Below are 16,807 nucleotides of genomic sequence, written 5' to 3' on the forward strand. Positions count from 1 at the left end.
GGTAGGCGATCGTTATGGCTAGTGAAACCGAAGAAAAGGATGCGGTTACTGACTTACAAGATCGGATGCTGGATCAGCTATCAAATGTGATTGATCCTGAATTGAGAATTGATTTGGTGAATTTGGGCTTGATATACGGTTTGAGCATGACGGACGGTGTTGTGACCGTCACGATGACGTTAACGATGGTCGGTTGTCCAATTTCACAAGTTCTCCAGAACATGATCGAAACATCGTTAGAAAAACTACCGGAAGTTAATGATGTCAAGATTAAGATTGTGTGGGAACCGGCGTGGTCACCGGCAAAGATGAGTCGTTACGCAAGGATGGCACTGGGATATCACGGCTAAAACAGAGCGCAGAGCCAAACGGTTAGATCACGAGCATTAATGTGTGTCATTAAATGATCCCTGGGTTGTGGGATCGTGTTAGTAATCGGGTTATGCGCAGTGAACTGGCATTCAAAACACGTTTCAATAAGTCAGAAAAACTCAATTAACAGATCATCACAAAGGTGCACTAGTAAAAGCTAGTCACCAATACATACAACATTCGAACATATATTAGAAAAAACAAGAGATTGATTTTGAATTGGAACTTTGTATTGAACACATAGAAGGGACTTAATATTATGACAAAAGTAGCACAATTAGGGAAGCTAGTTAGTCGTTGGTTTACATTATTAGTTATTATTTGGGCGGAATTTAATTATTTTGTACCCAAAACAAGCGCATGGGTAGTACCAAACACCTCATATTTACTTGGAATTATCCTGTTTGGAATGGGATTAACATTACGAGGTGAAGATTTTGCTCGTATTGTTAAAAGACCTGTTCCTGTTATCTTAGGTACCGTTGCTCATTACGTCATCATGCCGTTAATTGCTTGGGTACTTTGTTTAATATTTCATCTGCAGGGTGCTACCGCAGCCGGGGTTATCTTAGTTGGTTCTTGCCCAAGTGGGACTTCATCAAGTGTGATGGCATACTTAGCCGGTGGTGATGTTGCATTGGATGTTTCAATCGAAACTTTATCAACGATCATCGCACCGGTTGCATTACCAGGTTTGTTACTGTTATATGCTGGCCAGTACGTTACTATTCCTACTCAGTCGCTGTTCTTAAGCACAATTGAAATCGTTATTGTACCAATTGTCTTAGGGGTGGTAGTTCATTCAATTTTTGGTAAGCACATTGATAAAATTACAGAAGCTCTGCCTCTAGTTTCACAATTTGTCTGGTTACGGTCTCGGATTCCTGTTTTCAAAAATTATTCGTTTACGTGATCCACAACGTAAGGCAATTACTTTTGAAGTTGGAATGCAGGATTCAAGCTTAGGTGCTACTCTAGCATTGAAGTATTTTGCACCGGCTGCAGCTATTCCTTCAACGATCTTTAGTATCTGGCACAACATCTCTGGTTCGGTATTGTCATCATACTGGCGTACACATACCGATAAGGTGCAAGCACGCGAGCATGCATCAATGCACGCACATGCTAATGCCAATGCTCATGTTGCAGGATAGATCCATATAATAGTAGGTAATTTAATTTTAATCAAAGTGCACACCTAATTAAGTCCACAGAGACGCTGGGTGATTTCAATAAATGGCAACTGAATATACTAACTGGTGTTGCATTTGCGATTACATTTCTGGATAAAGCAATTGTTTCACCATACTGGGGTAAATTAGCCGACCAATATGGCCGCAAGCCGATGTGTTTAAGAGCTTCGCTAGGAATGACATTTACCATCACAGCATGCGGGTTTGTACCCAATGTTTGGATTTTGATAGTTCTTCGAGCAATTCAAGGATGTTTTTCAGGTTATATTAATAACGCCAACGCGATTGTGGCCGCCAGCGTACCAATTGAGAAAAGCGGTAAAGCTCTTGGAACGCTGGCCACGGGTAACGTGGTTGGTACGCTTCTTGGACCATTATTGGGAGGCGTGCTGGCTGATACTTTTGGTTATCGTGAATCGTACTACGTTACTGGTGTAATGATGTTAGTAGTATTTGTAACGACAGCGTTATTTGTGCATGAACAATTTACACCGATCAGTAAATCACAGATGGTTCCAGTCAAACAGATTTTTCATCAAATTCAGTACCCAATGTTGATTTGGGGACTCTTTGTGACAACTATGGTAATTCAGGCGGCCAATATGTCAATGACGTCCGTGATTAGTTTGCTGATTAAAGAATTAGCAAAGGACCAAAGCAGGGTCGCATTGGTGAGTGGAATTATCACTTCACTACCGGGCGTGGTGACATTGATTGCTTCACCGTTATTGGGGATGCTCAGTGACCATATTGGCCCCGAAAAGGTATTGGTGAATGGCCTACTAATAGCAATCATCTGCTTTATTCCAATGAGCTTTGTGACCAATATCTGGCAATTAGGTGTGTTGAGAGCTTTGCTGGGAATTTCCGATGCGGCACTGTTGCCAGCCATTCAGTCACTAATGACATACTATGTACCTAAAAGTGGGTTTGGACGAATCTTTAGTTACAATCAATCATTTCAGGCGATGGGCAGTGTTGGTGGTCCGATGATGGGTGCAGTTGTTGCTAGTATCTTCAGTTATCAGAGTGTGTTTATGGCAACGGCAATTTTGGAAGTTGCTAATGTACTATTTTTGATACCAACGACTAAAGCATTGTGGCATGCGGGATCGGTTAAGGATCGTTTGCGCGTTAAAGAAGGTCGGACTGTTGGTGACGTTAAAAATTAGAAATACTAGTATACCTTAAGCCATAGTAATTGTGATCTTTTATTTGCTGAAATGAGCTCCACAAACGCTGAGACCAACATGTAACGCAACTATGACCATTGATCGTCGATCTTTGACAATTAATGGTCATAGTTGCGTTACATATCGGTCTCAAACCGTGTTTGTTACACTATCTATGATTTGAAACGTGCTCCAGAGACACTGAGGCTTAATGAATAAGAGCACTTCGGGTATCATTCGCAAAAGGCGCGATCAATACCCGAAGTGCTCTTATTCCACAGCCTCAAACTGTGTCTCTTGCGCACTCTGGTTAGTACTCCGAAATTTCAATTAAATTATTATCCGGATCGTTAACGTAAATTGATTTAATTTTACCGTGTGCGCCATCGCGTTCTACTGGGCCCTCCACAATATCGACGTAATAGCTTTCCAGATGGTTTTTAACGTCATCTAAAGGGTCCTTGACGATGAAGCAAAAGTCCGCTGATCCTGGTGTTGGTTTACCGGCAACTGGCAGGTGGGGATGATCGACTAGTTGCAATTTAATGGCTTGTTTACCACAAAGTAGTGTTTGTCTACCATCATCAGTTTCAATGACTGGCATATCAAAAACTTCGTGGTAAAAGCGGGTGCTGCGTGCTAAATCAGTTACTGTCAGTGTAATATGATCCATATCTTTAATTTTCATAGTTATCTTCCTTATTTACGGTTTGATTTCAGTATAGCATAGAAATTGACGTTGTTAATTGGCCTATGCTAGTGTTAACATTGTTTATTAGTGACTACGATTGAATGAAATTATTCAACGGTTTAAGAAAAGGAAGAGAAATGAGTTTATTAGAAGTAGACGGCCTAAGCATGAGCTTTGCCGATAAAAAATTATATGACGATGCCAGTTTTCAGCTTAATGCTAGTGATCACATGGGAATCGTCGGACAAAACGGAGCAGGTAAAAGTACTTTAATTAAGATCCTGACGGGAACCGTTTTGCCAGTTGAAGGTAATATTAAGTGGCAAAATCATATTAGAATCGGGTACCTTGATCAGTATGCAGATATTGAAGACGGCACAACACTGATTCAATTTCTGCACACTGCATTTGATGATCTGTATGAGATTAACGATCAAATGAATGATTGCTATACCAAGTATGCTGAAAATATGGACGACAAATTATTAGAACGGGCAGGGCGATATCAGGCACAATTAGAAGCACGCAACTTCTATGATATTGAAACTGAAATTGATCGGGTTAAAACTGGATTAGGACTCAACGAGTTGGGTGACGATCATATTGTTGCCGAAATGAGTGGTGGGCAGCGTTCAAAAATTATTTTAGCCAAACTACTGTTGGAACATCCGGATGTTATTTTGCTAGATGAACCGACAAACTACTTGGATACTGCTCATATTGAGTGGCTAATCGATTATTTGAATGATTTTGATGGCGCAGCAATGGTAATCTCACACGATTACGATTTCTTGGAGAAGGTTACAAACTGTATTTGTGATGTATCATTCGGTAAAATCACTAAATATCGTGGTAGTTTTCAGCAGGCAATGCGGCAAAAAGAGGAACGAAAAGAAACCCAACTGCGTGAATACGAGAAACAACAAGTGGAGATTGAAAAGGCAGAACGTTTCATTCGAAAAAATAAAGCTGGTTCTAAGTCCACAATGGCGAAATCACGTGAGAAAATGCTGGCCCGGATGGATAAAATTGATCCACCGTCAGAGAATTTAGTTGCCACGTTTGATTTTCCTTATGAGGATACCGGTTCTCAAAATGCATTAAGGGTTGAAGAATTATCTGCGGGATATAATAAACCATTACTTGCACCGGTGACTTTCTCAATGACAATGGGTGAAAAACTAATTTTCAAAGGATTTAACGGTGTTGGTAAGTCAACTTTGATTAAGTCTATTTTGGGCAAGATACCGGCAAAGGGTGGTAGTTCAAAATTCTCACCATCTGCCAAAATTAATTATTTTGATCAAGACTTAGTTTGGGATGATAATACACTCACCCCATTACAAACTATTCAAAATATGTTTCCCACTATGTTGCCAAAAACGATTCGGACAAGACTGGCACGTGCTGGTATTAACGCAGCCAATGCCATGAAAGAGATGAACCTGTTGTCCGGTGGGGAACAAACTAAAGTTAAATTAGCTATTTTAGAGTTAACACCAAGTAATTTCTTGATTATGGACGAACCAACCAATCATTTAGACGATGAAACAAAAGAAGGGTTGAAAAAAGCCCTTAAAAAGTTTCCCGGCAATCTGATTTTGGTTAGTCACGAAGAGAGTTTTTATACCGGCTGGGTCGACAAAATCTTGAACGTTGAGAAGCTTAGTTTAAAGTAAGAGCATTATTAATGGAATGAAGCTGAGAATTTTTAAAATTCTCAGCTTTTTATTATCAATTGATAAATTAAAAAATATTCAATCATTTTTATTTAAAAATAGCTTAGATTGTGAATTTAATTCCACCCATTTTTATGCAACCAGTCGCATTTAATAAATAATATCAGTGTAATCATTGATATCATAGGAAAGTGGTTGTTAATAATAGCACAAAATATGATTTTAATCTTTGTGAAAAAAGATGGGCATCGTCCTTGTAAACGGTTTCATAAAGTGCTAGTTTATACCTGTAAACAAGAAAAAATATTACTTGGAAAAGGGAGTGTGCTTTATGTCTGATAAGAAGACTGTACGTGCGAGTGTTGCAATGTTGAAGGTGCTTGAAGCTTGGGGAGTAAAACAAGTCTATGGTTATCCTGGTGGTTCATTTAATTCAACAATGTCTGCATTAGAAGACGAAAAGGACAACATCAAATACATTCAAATTCGTCATGAACAGGTTGGAGCACTGGCTGCTGCTGCCGAAGCTAAACTAACTGGTAAAGTAGCAGTAACGTTTGGTTCAGCTGGACCTGGTGCTGTTAATTTACTAAATGGCTTATATGATGCTCGTGAAGATCATGCGCCGGTATTAGCTTTGGTTGGTCAGGTTCCTCATTACAATATGAACTACAATTTCTTTCAGGAATTTGATGAAAATCCAATTTTTCAAGATGTTGCTTGCTATGCTAGAACAGTCATGACTGCTGAAAGTCTTCCTTACGTGGTAGATAAGGCAATTCGTGAAGCATACAAGCATAGTGGCGTTGCAGTTGTTATCATTCCAAATGATTTTGGGATGGTTGAAATTCCTGAGGAACCTTACAGCTCGGTTTCACCAAGTGACAATAGGAACCAGAAGCAACTGACGAAGAGGTCGACCAGGTGCTTGATTTAATTAAGAACGCAAAACGACCAGTTTTCCACGTTGGTAAAGGTATTAAAGATCATGGTGATCAGTTAATTGAATTGTCAAAGAAGTTGAAGATTCCGGTAATTATGACTGGCTTAGCAAAAGGCTTGATTGATGAGGAGTATGAAGGACACATTGGTGTTGTTAACCGCGCCGGATCAAAGTCTGCTAACGAAATGATTGATATTTCAGATTTGATCATTGCCATTGGAGCCGATTTCCCATTTGCAAACAATGTTTATCCACGCCATAAAAATTATAAATTCGTCCAGGTTGATCATGATGAAGCTGAATTTGGACGTCACCACTATCTTGACCTGGGCATTTGGTCAGATGCTAGTCAGTTTGTTGACAAGATGCTTGACCGAAGTACAGAAGTTTCTGATCGTCCTTACTACAATGCAGCCGTGGCTGATAATAATAATTGGAAAGAATACATCAATAAGACTTACGATCGTGAAAGTGATCCACTTGAAGCACCACAGCTGTATCGGACACTGAATCAGGTAGCAACACCGGATACCATTGTTTCACTGGATGTTGGTGATAATACGATCAACACGCTACGTTATCTGAAGGTTGGACCAAAGAATAAGTGGACCGTTTCAGCGCTATTCGCTACGATGGGATCTGGTATTCCTGGCGCAATTGCGGCTAAACTAAATTATCCAGATCGTCAGGTCGTTTCGATTCAAGGTGACGGTGCATTTTCAATGGTTATGCAGGATCTGATTACTGAAAAGAAATATAAACTGCCAATTTTAAACATCGTTACTAGCAATTGCGTCTTAGGATTTATTAAGGGCGAGCAAGACGATGTTGATATGAAGGATTACAGTGGGATTGATCTTGAAGATGCTGACTGGGCCAAGGCTTCTGAAGGATTAGGTGTTGAAGCAACAACTGTCACCAAGAGTTCAGAATTACCAGGCGCAGTCGAAAAAGCAGTGGCAGCTTTGTCTGCAGGGAAACCATTTTTAATCAACGCTAAAATTACCAATAAGAGGGCATTTCCGGTTGAAGCCCTCAAGGTTGAGGTTGAAGATGGTAAGATTAAAGAATCAGTTAGCCCTGTCTACAATGTGAACCATTCCCGTCCAGATATTAAGACGTTGCCAGAATTATTTGCACATTATGATGCTCAGGAACTTAAACCTTTGCAGTACTTCATCGACAAGTATAATGTTGATTTGAATTAATAAAAAAATTACCGTTAGCAGAAATTTGCTAGCGGTAATTTTTTTGTTTTAGATAAGTTCAAGTAAATCCTGTGGCTTCTCTAATGAAAAGTCCGCTTTGGTTAGGTTTTCCGGTTGCGCAGAACCCCAAAGAGCAGCACCAAATTTAACCCCGGCGGCGTGGGCAGCCTTTAAATCATTAATAGTGTCGCCAATATATACAGATTCTTCTGGTTTCCCATTAACCTTTGTGAATCCTGCAATCACCGGGTCTGGGTCTGGCTTGTGCTTACTAGTATCATCTGCAGTAACGTGTGCTTTGAAGTATTTTGCAATGCCAAAGTGAGTTTCAAACTCGTTCTTGTACTCTTCGGTAGTTTTGGACGTTGCCACTACAAGATTGATGTCTGGTCTTTGTGACATTGTATTGAGTGTTTCATCTACACCATCGAAGACAGTCACTTTGTCACTATTTTGATAAGCAAGTGCAAACCATTCTTTGAATAGCGGTTGAATGTCTTCTTCCTTAACATGAGCACCACGTAAGGCGTCAATGGCTGTGATGCCAAACAACATGCGCATGTCATCCTTACTAACATGATAGCCATATTTTTCCAATGTGGTCTTCATTGCGGGCATGTACATATTAATTGTATCGATTAACGTTCCATCAATATCGAAAATAAAGTTTTTTAGCATTTTAAACTCTCCATTTACTCGTTAAAATTACCAGTTTCAACATCATTGAGAAAATCAGCCAGATGTTTGAAATAGACTGGAGCGTTGTCAATCATGTGATGATGACCACCATTTGGTGTTGTAACTAAACGTGCATGAGGGATAGTCTCTGCCATTCGTTTAGCAGTCGCGATCGGCATTGTTTCATGTTCACCGAATGTAATCAGTGTTGGCATAGTAATGTTATGAATTTGGTCACGAACATCCCATTCCTTTAGTTTACCAGTAATAACGAACTCGTTATCTCCTTGGAATGCATTATAGACTGGTGTTGCCATTGTGCTGATCAAGTGAGAAATGGCAGGTGGCTGCTTCCGATCAACGTATCCGGCATTTAAAACATCAACATATTTCTGGTAACGTTCGTTATCGTAATCGTTTTTTGCTTCGCATTCCTTCATATAAGCAACAGCCTCTTCTGGGAGTGCATCTTCACGAACCTTGTTAATGTTTGTGACATATTCATCGATGTTATCAACCATTGAAGAAATGATCGCACCTTTAAGGTGTTGGCCATACTTCAACGCATACATTTGAACAAGAGCGCCACCCCAGCTTTGACCGATCAGATAGAAGTTATCTAAGCCGAGCTTTTGGCGGACTTCTTCAACTTCATCGAGAAAATAATCATAGGTAAGATACTTGTCCGCAATTTTTGGATCTGAATAGTCTGGCTGATCTGAGTAAAACGAACCAAGTTGATCGTACATATGGACGGTTACGTCGAGGCCCTGTTTCTTGAGTTCTTGAGCAAAGTTTTCCCAGTATTCGTGGTTACCACCAGGGCCACCATGAAGACATAGCAAATGAATATCGCCAGTGCCTTGGGTGTTAGTCCAAAGATGATAACCGTTATCAAGTGTTAAGATGGTAGTTCCTTGTTTCATAGAGTCACCTGTTTTCTAAAATTTGTTGTTTATAGTGTAGCTCAAACATATGGGCCTTGCCAAATAATTTTAGTTCTGTTAACCTAATATCAATTATTGGTTAACAGAGGTGAAAGAGATCGAAACAAAACAAACAGTTTTGCAATACTTAGCTCAGCATCCAAAAGAGTGGACAAGCAGTAAGCAGCTAGTTGAAACACTAAATATTTCAAGAACCGCCGTATGGAAAGCTATTAAATTATTGCAAGAGCAAAATTATCAGATAGATAGCCAGTCTGGAAAGGGTTATTTCTTTACACCGAATCAGACACTTAGCGATGCAATCATTAGAAATAAAATTGATTCAAGATGGCATCTCGAGGTGCATGATCAGGTAAACTCAACTAATTTAAGAGCTAAAGAATTGGCGGCACAATTACCAATAAAGCAGACTGTGGTTGTCGCTAATGAACAGACCACCGGTTATGGAAGATTTGGTCGTCATTTTTATTCTCCAAGCGATACAGGAATTTATATAAGCTTCTTATTGCCAGTTACCCAAACCGATTTTGATCCAGGGTTATTGACGACGGGTGTCGCGGTTGCCGCTGCTCAAGCGATCGAAAAACAATATCCAGTTAATGTAAAAATTAAGTGGGTTAATGACTTAATTGTGAACGATCATAAAGTTGCAGGAATCTTATCCGAGGCCATTGCGGATGTTGAAAGCCGGCAGATTTCAAGTGTCATTGTTGGCATTGGCATCAATTTAGCAGAAAATGACGTTGTCCCGGCTGATTTAAGAAAAAAAGTCGGCGCAATCACTGAGGATAATCAGCAACTGGACCGTAATCAAACTGTGGTTAACGTCATTAACGAAGTTAGTACCTTAGTCGATCATCCAGAAATTAGCTATATGAAGCGTTATCGGGAGCGTTGTATGGTGATTGGTAAAAAGGCAACGGTACGAATTGGCAATGAGCAATTTGATGGGCGTGTTGAAACAATCAATGATGAGGGTGCACTCGTTTTAAACACCAAAAAAGGCACTCAAGTAGTGAGTGCCGGTGAGATTACGAAGTTAAACTTGAAAGAGGGAAAGTACCATGGGTAATCATGAGAGATTAAGAGAAAATTTATTTGCCGCAGAGTTAGCGGTGATTTTGGCAGTCTGTTCACAACTAACAATTCCGTTACCGGTTGTCCCACTGACTGGTCAAACTTTGGCGGTGGGTCTTTTAGCATCAATTGTCAGTTTTAGATTGGCAAATAAAACATTAATTCTATATATGTTACTCGGTGCAGTAGGCCTACCGGTATTTGCGAGTGCGGGAGCTGGAATTGGCGTATTATTTGGTCCGCTTGGCGGTTTTATTCTTGGCTTTTTTATCCAATCATGGATAATTATTGCTTTAAGACGTCGGCCGACAGTCTTTTATCTGACACTTGGTAACATTGTGGGAGCAGCCGCTCAGTTATTGGTGGGAACCGTTTGGTTAAAGTTTTACAGTCAACTATCATGGCCGGCTGCTCTTACTGCCGGTTTAATTCCATTTATTATTCCAGGAATCATTAAAGCAGTTCTTGCAACCGCAGTTGCTAAGACAATTTTGTCTTACGCTCGTCTACCATTTCAAATTCGCTGAAAGCTTGGTATTTTCAGGAAACTTGTATCGAGTGAAATTGTGTATTTCAAATCGTCATTAGCCCTAATGGTCATGCCAAAATCGGTACTGAAGACAACTAGACCAAGTTGATGACCTGTAATTAGATGATGAAAAAGAGGCTGAAGGTTAAAAGTAAGGTTAACCAATTCATTTGCATTTAAATCATCAACTTTATCGCTCGAGGTTCGATTTTGCATATTGATATGTCCGTATGAAATGACCTTATATGGGGATGATTTACTTGCTAATTGGAACTCGCGCAAATCATCCTTTTGCCAAAGGTGGCCGAGTTCAATTCCGTTTCTATCAAGGACAGTCGGAGAAATATTGAATCGCTTTGCCTCACCAAAATCAACCAGCTGGGCGCTGATCATACCGTAATTTTTTGATGAAGCGACACTTAACGTTAACTGTGGTGTGCCACGTAAAATTAATTCATCCTTAACGGGTGCAGTCTTAAATAATAGGCTGTACCCGTTTTTTGAAGTCAGCAATTCAGACTGCCACTGTTCCGGATGCTGGTCGAAACGGCGAAATGTATCTTCATCAAGCTGATCATTAAATGATTGTTGTTCATTGGCGGATGTCGAATTTTTTGACAGGGTATGGGGCAATAACTGCCACTTTATAGGGTTGTTCGTTGACCAATTATCAAACGAACGCCATGTTTCCGGTGCAACGTTATCTTGAACGATCACATCAGGTATTATCTCATTTGCTCCATTGTGGACATCCCAAAGTTTATTAGTGAGCCATAGGTTAACAATGTCTGTGAAATCAATTGATCTAAAAGCGTTGATATAAATATGTTGACCTTGGTGGAGGACGATTTTGTGAGCTACGGGTAGCTTTTGCAGTTCGTCCCACAGACTCTTCACTTGATTAACTTTAACATTCCAGTCATTTAATCCGTGGACCATCATGATATCAGCGGTGATATTTTTAATGTTAGATCGATAATTTCGCCGTTGCCAAAACTCGTTGTAATCACCTGAATTGCGATCCATTGAAGTGGTCATTGAATCTAAATAATCCGAAAAGGATTGTTTAACTTTGGAATAATCACCAACATTTTTTGTTCTACTGAAAGTTTCCGCTGCTAGTACATCTGCGTCTTCTCCGGGAAACCCGCCTGGTGCCATTACTAGACCGTTTTCGCGATAATAATCATACCAATTGGAAATGGCGGCTTCACTGATAATTGTTTTTAAAGCAGGGGTGCCAGTCGTTGCAGCAGCAGTTGCTAGTGTTCCAAGGTAAGAGCGTCCGGTCATCGCTACTTTTTGATTGCACCACCAAGCGGTGACCGCAATGCCATCGGTGCGATTAGTGAATGCTTGTCGTTTGCCAGCAAGCCATTCAATGACTGCAACCGTGGCATCGGTTTGTTCTGGAGAACCACAAGTTTGAAAACCATCACTATCTTTTGTACCAATGCCAGCAGAATAGACGATCGCAAAACCGCGAACGGCGAGATAATTATTCAATGTATAAGACGCCTGATGAGTATACGTTTCTTCCGTTTGCTTGGTGATGCCCTTAGTTATTTGATATTCAAAATCCTCGCTGAAAACAGGTTCGCTACTGTGAGTCTCTGAAGACTTATGATGTAGCTTGGTGTGAACGTTATGTGTTCTTTGTTCTCCCCAATTATCATTTGTACCCTGATTATATGGGCTAGCCGTATAAACTGCTGGTGCCTTAAAACCATTATTTGTTTCAACTGGTCGCATGACTTCCACTTTAACTAAATCAGCGTGGTGATCATTATCTGTATCTATGTCGGTTTCAACATAAACCACTTCACGAATTAGCTTACTTTCATCATATACTGCCAGCGCTTTACCATTGAAAAAACGAGGCCTTGAATCGATTGATTTTGAGTATGTTGATACGAAGAACCCTTGGCTTGTCAGTAAATCCAGGTATTGAACTCCGTTTTTTGTATGAGTACATAGTAAATCATACCAAGCATCAATGATGGAATTTGAATTATTAGTAATATTGACAGCAGGTAACTGAATTGTGTCCCAAGCCTGGATTGGATCTGTTACTTGGAAGTCAGTTTCATCTTCGAATTCGAGTAATTGTAACGAAACCAGTTTAAAAACAGATTCGTTAATTTGCAGGCCACGAGCGATAAATTCTTCTAGAGTATAAATTTCAGTTGCAAGGGTGTTATGACAAAATTGATTCCATCCAGCCGGTGCTGGATTAGTTAAAATGGCTCGATGAAGAAATGACAGCCATAATTCCGTGGCGTCTGTGATAATAGTAGAATTATTTAAGAACCCAATTTCAGTTAATTCTCGTACCTTTTGTTCATGTGAAACTGGCATAATTGCAAACTGATTATTTTTCATCATAAATGCTCCTTATTTTTCGGATACCGACAAACATTTTTGTTCACGAATAGTGTTAGATTCCGTATAATGATTAAGGATTAGTTTACCACAACTATCAAATATATTGAGACAGTAAAGAAGGTTATGGATTGGCTGGTAAAGTTATTGAATTTCGTCACGTAATTAAAAGTTTTGACGAAACACAAGTATTGAAACAGATCGATTTCGAAATTGAGGCGGGGAAATTCTATACCTTGTTAGGGCCTTCAGGCTGTGGAAAAACGACAATTTTACGTTTGATTGCCGGCTTTTTACATCCAACCAGCGGTGAGATATTGTTTAACGGGCAAACGATTAACGAGGTGCCAGCTAATCAACGACAAGTTAACACAGTATTCCAAGATTACGCATTATTCCCGCACCTAAATGTGGAACAAAACGTTGCTTTTGGGTTAGAAATAAAAAAAGTCGATAAAAAAATTATTAAGAATAAGATATCTGACGCTTTGAAATTAGTTCAGCTAAGTGGCTATGGTCAGCGAAATATTGATGAGTTGTCTGGTGGTCAGAAACAACGGGTAGCGATTGCACGTGCAATTGTAAACGAGCCTAAGGTGCTGTTATTGGATGAACCGTTGTCTGCGCTAGATCATAAATTAAGAAAGGAAATGCAAGGTGAACTGCGGGCACTGCAGCAACGCCTAGGTATTACCTTTATTTTTGTAACCCATGATCAAGAAGAGGCCTTAGCAATGAGTGACCAGATTTTTGTCATGAATGCAGGCAAAATTTTACAAAGCGGTACGCCAGTTGACATTTATGATGAGCCAATTAACCATTTTGTGGCAGATTTTATTGGAGAAAGTAATATTATTCCCGGCAAAATGAAAGACGATTATATTGTCACTTTTGATGGCCATGATTTTGAATGTGTGGATGCAGGTATGAAGACCAATGAAGCAGTTGAAATCGTTATTCGTCCTGAAGATTTGGATATTGCCCCAGCAAATACCGGTAAAATGAATGTAACTGTAGATACACAACTATTTCGCGGTGTTGACTATCAGATTACAGCCCATGATGTGAACGATAATGAGTGGAAGATTAATTCAATTCATAAAACAACCGTTGGTCAAATGGTTGGTCTGAACTTTGATCCTGAAGACATTCACGTGATGCGCTTTGGTGAAGATGAGGCTACTTTTGACGCCAGACTAGAACAATATGAATAGGAGATATGGGATTGTGAAAAGTAAAGCTGCATATCTGACACCATATTTCCTATGGATTGCGTTATTTGTTATTGCACCAATGGCACTGATTTTGTATCAATCATTTTTCAGTATCACAGGGCATTTCACCTTCGCTAACTACGAAGAATATTTATCATCCAGCGTTTATTTAAAAATGACGTTTAACTCTATTTGGTATGCCCTGATTATTACCGTGTTGGCACTGGCCATCAGTTATCCAACCGCGTATTTAATTAACCAGCTGAAGAATAAACAGTTGTGGTTGCTGCTAATTATTTTACCAACCTGGATTAATCTATTGTTAAAGACATATGCATTTATTGGGTTGTTTAGTCAAAATGGTTCCGTAAATGATTTCTTGAGATTTGTGGGTCTTGGTAGTCATCAAATTTTATTTACTGATGCGAGTTTTATTTTTGTGGCAACGTATATTGAGATTCCATTTATGATTTTGCCAATTTTTAATTCTTTGGATGAGCTAAACCCATCTCTGATCAATGCTAGTCGTGATCTTGGTGCAAGTAATTGGCAAACCTTTAGACGAGTGATTGTGCCACTGACAATGCCTGGAGTGAAGGCTGGATTTCAAGCCGTTTTTATTCCGTCGTTATCCCTTTTCATGATTACCAGATTAATTGGTGGCAATCGGGTGATTACGCTTGGAACTGCTATCGAAGAGCATTTCCTGGTGACTCAAAACTGGGGGATGGGATCCACAATTGGGATTATTTTGATTCTAGCAATGTTTGTGGTCATGTTTTTGACCAGAGATCGTAAAAATAGAGGAGGTCAAATTCGATGAAAAAGAAGTTTCATTTGAGTAACCTCTACTTAATTTTGGTATTTGCAGTTTTATATTTACCAATTCTGTATTTGATTTTCTACTCATTCAATGCTGGCAAGACGATGGATAAATTCACTGGCTTTTCGTGGCAACACTACTTAACATTGTTTGCAGATACTCGAATGATCAGCATTGTGATTAATACTGTCATTATCGCCGTTTTATCTGCTCTGATTGCCACTTTGATTGGGACATTTGGCGCGCTGGGAATTCAACAATTGCGTAAACGATCGTTGCGAAATTGTATTTTATCTTTGAATAATGTTTTAATGGTTTCTCCAGACGTTATCATTGGGGCTAGTTTTTTAATCTTTTTTACCTTCTTAGGAATTAAATTAGGATTTGGCTCCGTATTACTGAGCCATATTGCTTTTTCAATTCCAATTGTTGTCCTGATGGTGCTACCGAAAATTGATGAAATGTCTCAGGTCATGATCGATGCAGCCTATGATTTGGGAGCAACAAAATGGCAAGCATTAACTCGGGTGGTCTTACCAGCAATTACGCCAGGAATTTTTGCCGGTTATTTTATGGCATTTACGTACTCGCTCGATGATTTTGCCGTGACCTTTTTTGTAACTGGAAACGGATTTTCAACGTTGTCGGTTGAAATTTATTCGCGTGCAAGACAAGGAATTGATTTGGAGGTTAACGCACTTTCAACATTAATGTTTGTGGTGTCATTGTTACTAGTTGGTGGATATTACGCATTGACTAGGTACAATGAAAGTAAAAAAATCCATCGTGCGAGAGCCGCAGAAGAAGAGATTAGCCAATGAAAAAATTAATGATAATCTTAGCGGGAATTCTAGCCTTGTGTTTAGTACTATTTGGAATTAATTATGAAATTAATCTGAAGTCAGGCAGTGACACAAAGAAGACTTTGACTATTTACAATTGGGGAGATTATATTGATCCATCCCTGATAACTAAGTTTGAACATGAAACTGGTTATCACGTCGACTATGAGACATTTGATAGTAACGAAGCAATGCTAACTAAAATTAAACAGGGTGGTACTAGCTATGATCTAACTGTACCTAGTGATTACACGGTTCAAAGAATGAGACGACAGCACCTCGTAGATAAGCTTGATAAGAGTAAACTACCAGGCCTGAGAAATATTGATTCGCGGTTTATGAACTTAACGTTTGACCCGCACAACGATTATTCGGTACCATATTTTTGGGGGACTCTTGGCATTGTTTATAATGATAAATTTGTTAAACGAAGTCAGGTTGAACATTGGAAGCAATTATGGAACCCGCAATTTAAAAATGATATTATGCTCACTGACAGCGCACGGGACATGATGGCAGTGGCATTGATTACTCTGGGTTATTCAGTTAATTCAACCAACTATCACCATCTACAACAAGCATCGCAAAAACTTGATCAGTTGGCACCTAATACTAAGGCAGTCGTGGCAGATGAAATAAAAATGTATATGGAGCAAAATGAGGCTCCAATTGCGGTCACATATTCTGGTGAAGCGGCTGAGATGATGAGTCAAAATTCACACCTTCATTATGTGGTACCTAGCGAAGGCAGTAATATGTGGTTTGACAATTGGGTGATCCCTAAAACTGCTAAGCATAAAAAGGCTGCCTACATGTTTTTGAATTTTATGCTTGAACCCAAAAATGCTGCTCAAAATGCGGAATATATTGGCTACTCAACTCCAAACAAGGCCGCAATGAAGTATTTACCGTCCAATGTTAGAAATGATAAAGAATTTTATCCAGATAATAGTACGGTTGCTCATTTACAGGTTTATCGTGACCTACCACTAAAAGTGATCGGTCACTACAACGATTTATTTCTAGAGTTTAAGATGTTTAAGAAGTAAGACAAATT

Annotated in this window: 13 protein-coding genes and 2 pseudogenes; 11 read left to right on the forward strand and 4 right to left on the reverse strand. The window is 39.5% G+C overall.

Going from position 1 to position 16,807, the window contains the following annotated elements; all coding sequences use genetic code 11:
- Nucleotides 1–14: 14 nt before the first annotated feature.
- The 3 genes and pseudogenes from FD16_RS02875 to FD16_RS02885 all read left to right on the forward strand — a co-directional run bounded on the left by FD16_RS02875 (nucleotide 15) and on the right by FD16_RS02885 (nucleotide 2,737).
- Nucleotides 15–350: a metal-sulfur cluster assembly factor gene (locus tag FD16_RS02875; RefSeq protein WP_010621522.1), complete on the forward strand. Its 336-nt coding sequence runs from the start codon at nucleotides 15–17 to the stop codon at nucleotides 348–350.
- Nucleotides 351–631: 281 nt separating this feature from the next.
- Nucleotides 632–1,526: pseudogene (locus tag FD16_RS02880) on the forward strand (bile acid:sodium symporter family protein).
- A gap of 65 nt (nucleotides 1,527–1,591) precedes the next feature.
- Entirely contained in the window at nucleotides 1,592–2,737 is a 1,146-nt protein-coding gene (locus tag FD16_RS02885) for an MFS transporter (protein ID WP_076625530.1), read from the forward strand.
- A 310-nt stretch (nucleotides 2,738–3,047) separates the two neighbouring features.
- Here FD16_RS02885 and FD16_RS02890 read toward each other — a convergent pair whose 3' ends face one another.
- On the reverse strand, nucleotides 3,048–3,425 hold the full coding sequence (locus FD16_RS02890; RefSeq protein WP_010621524.1) for a VOC family protein: 378 nt from the start codon (nucleotides 3,423–3,425) through the stop codon (nucleotides 3,048–3,050).
- Between the two features lie 140 nt (nucleotides 3,426–3,565).
- On the opposite strand from FD16_RS02890, the gene FD16_RS02895 reads away from it, so the two are divergent.
- Both FD16_RS02895 and spxB read left to right on the forward strand, forming a co-directional pair.
- Complete coding sequence (locus FD16_RS02895) at nucleotides 3,566–5,107, forward strand: ABC-F family ATP-binding cassette domain-containing protein (RefSeq protein ID WP_010621525.1); 1,542 nt, start codon at nucleotides 3,566–3,568, stop codon at nucleotides 5,105–5,107.
- A gap of 331 nt (nucleotides 5,108–5,438) precedes the next feature.
- Nucleotides 5,439–7,258, forward strand: a pseudogene (gene spxB, locus FD16_RS02900) (pyruvate oxidase).
- Between the two features lie 48 nt (nucleotides 7,259–7,306).
- Here the strand turns inward: spxB and FD16_RS02905 are convergent.
- Both FD16_RS02905 and FD16_RS02910 read right to left on the reverse strand, forming a co-directional pair.
- On the reverse strand, nucleotides 7,307–7,936 hold the full coding sequence (locus tag FD16_RS02905) for an HAD family hydrolase (RefSeq protein WP_010621526.1): 630 nt from the start codon (nucleotides 7,934–7,936) through the stop codon (nucleotides 7,307–7,309).
- A gap of 14 nt (nucleotides 7,937–7,950) precedes the next feature.
- The gene (locus FD16_RS02910) at nucleotides 7,951–8,862 is read right to left on the reverse strand and encodes a proline-specific peptidase family protein (protein ID WP_010621527.1); all 912 of its coding nucleotides are present in this window, start codon (nucleotides 8,860–8,862) and stop codon (nucleotides 7,951–7,953) included.
- A gap of 109 nt (nucleotides 8,863–8,971) precedes the next feature.
- Between FD16_RS02910 and FD16_RS02915 the strand changes: the two genes are divergently transcribed.
- Together FD16_RS02915 and FD16_RS02920 are read left to right on the forward strand one after the other, a co-directional pair.
- Entirely contained in the window at nucleotides 8,972–9,955 is a 984-nt protein-coding gene (locus FD16_RS02915) for a biotin--[acetyl-CoA-carboxylase] ligase (protein ID WP_010621528.1), read from the forward strand.
- Complete coding sequence (locus FD16_RS02920; protein WP_010621529.1) at nucleotides 9,948–10,487, forward strand: biotin transporter BioY; 540 nt, start codon at nucleotides 9,948–9,950, stop codon at nucleotides 10,485–10,487. Before FD16_RS02915 ends, FD16_RS02920 begins: the two co-directional genes overlap by 8 nt.
- Here FD16_RS02920 and FD16_RS02925 read toward each other — a convergent pair.
- Nucleotides 10,475–12,871 carry a Xaa-Pro dipeptidyl-peptidase gene (locus FD16_RS02925; protein ID WP_010621530.1) on the reverse strand — a complete coding sequence of 799 codons (2,397 nt, stop codon included), beginning with the start codon at nucleotides 12,869–12,871 and terminating at the stop codon, nucleotides 10,475–10,477. The two genes, FD16_RS02920 and FD16_RS02925, sit on opposite strands and share 13 nt — an antisense overlap.
- A gap of 131 nt (nucleotides 12,872–13,002) precedes the next feature.
- Between FD16_RS02925 and FD16_RS02930 the strand changes: the two genes are divergently transcribed.
- From FD16_RS02930 to FD16_RS02945, 4 genes are read left to right on the forward strand one after another with little or no spacing between them, the layout of a single operon-like run.
- A complete protein-coding gene (locus tag FD16_RS02930) occupies nucleotides 13,003–14,085 on the forward strand; it encodes an ABC transporter ATP-binding protein (protein ID WP_010621531.1) in 1,083 nt (360 codons plus the stop codon).
- Nucleotides 14,078–14,908 carry an ABC transporter permease gene (locus FD16_RS02935; protein ID WP_405045382.1) on the forward strand — a complete coding sequence of 277 codons (831 nt, stop codon included), beginning with the start codon at nucleotides 14,078–14,080 and terminating at the stop codon, nucleotides 14,906–14,908. The genes FD16_RS02930 and FD16_RS02935 overlap by 8 nt, the downstream gene beginning before the upstream one ends.
- Nucleotides 14,905–15,729 carry an ABC transporter permease gene (locus FD16_RS02940; protein WP_010621533.1) on the forward strand — a complete coding sequence of 275 codons (825 nt, stop codon included), beginning with the start codon at nucleotides 14,905–14,907 and terminating at the stop codon, nucleotides 15,727–15,729. Before FD16_RS02935 ends, FD16_RS02940 begins: the two co-directional genes overlap by 4 nt.
- Nucleotides 15,726–16,799 carry an ABC transporter substrate-binding protein gene (locus FD16_RS02945; protein ID WP_010621534.1) on the forward strand — a complete coding sequence of 358 codons (1,074 nt, stop codon included), beginning with the start codon at nucleotides 15,726–15,728 and terminating at the stop codon, nucleotides 16,797–16,799. Before FD16_RS02940 ends, FD16_RS02945 begins: the two co-directional genes overlap by 4 nt.
- Nucleotides 16,800–16,807 lie beyond the last annotated feature (8 nt).

The organism is Paucilactobacillus suebicus DSM 5007 = KCTC 3549 (genome assembly GCF_001434475.1).
Lineage (GTDB): Bacteria > Bacillota > Bacilli > Lactobacillales > Lactobacillaceae > Paucilactobacillus > Paucilactobacillus suebicus.

Excerpts from the sequence above, each read along its gene's own strand:
- FD16_RS02875 (WP_010621522.1), top strand. The coding sequence starts at position 15 with ATGGCTAGTGAAACCGAAGAAAAGGATGCGGTTACTGACTTACAAGAT.
- FD16_RS02890 (WP_010621524.1), bottom strand. The coding sequence starts at position 3,425 with ATGAAAATTAAAGATATGGATCATATTACACTGACAGTAACTGATTTA.
- FD16_RS02895 (WP_010621525.1), top strand. The coding sequence starts at position 3,566 with ATGAGTTTATTAGAAGTAGACGGCCTAAGCATGAGCTTTGCCGATAAA.
- FD16_RS02905 (WP_010621526.1), bottom strand. The coding sequence starts at position 7,936 with ATGCTAAAAAACTTTATTTTCGATATTGATGGAACGTTAATCGATACA.
- FD16_RS02910 (WP_010621527.1), bottom strand. The coding sequence starts at position 8,862 with ATGAAACAAGGAACTACCATCTTAACACTTGATAACGGTTATCATCTT.
- FD16_RS02920 (WP_010621529.1), top strand. The coding sequence starts at position 9,948 with ATGGGTAATCATGAGAGATTAAGAGAAAATTTATTTGCCGCAGAGTTA.
- FD16_RS02925 (WP_010621530.1), bottom strand. The coding sequence starts at position 12,871 with ATGAAAAATAATCAGTTTGCAATTATGCCAGTTTCACATGAACAAAAG.
- FD16_RS02935 (WP_405045382.1), top strand. The coding sequence starts at position 14,078 with ATGAATAGGAGATATGGGATTGTGAAAAGTAAAGCTGCATATCTGACA.
- FD16_RS02940 (WP_010621533.1), top strand. The coding sequence starts at position 14,905 with ATGAAAAAGAAGTTTCATTTGAGTAACCTCTACTTAATTTTGGTATTT.
- FD16_RS02945 (WP_010621534.1), top strand. The coding sequence starts at position 15,726 with ATGAAAAAATTAATGATAATCTTAGCGGGAATTCTAGCCTTGTGTTTA.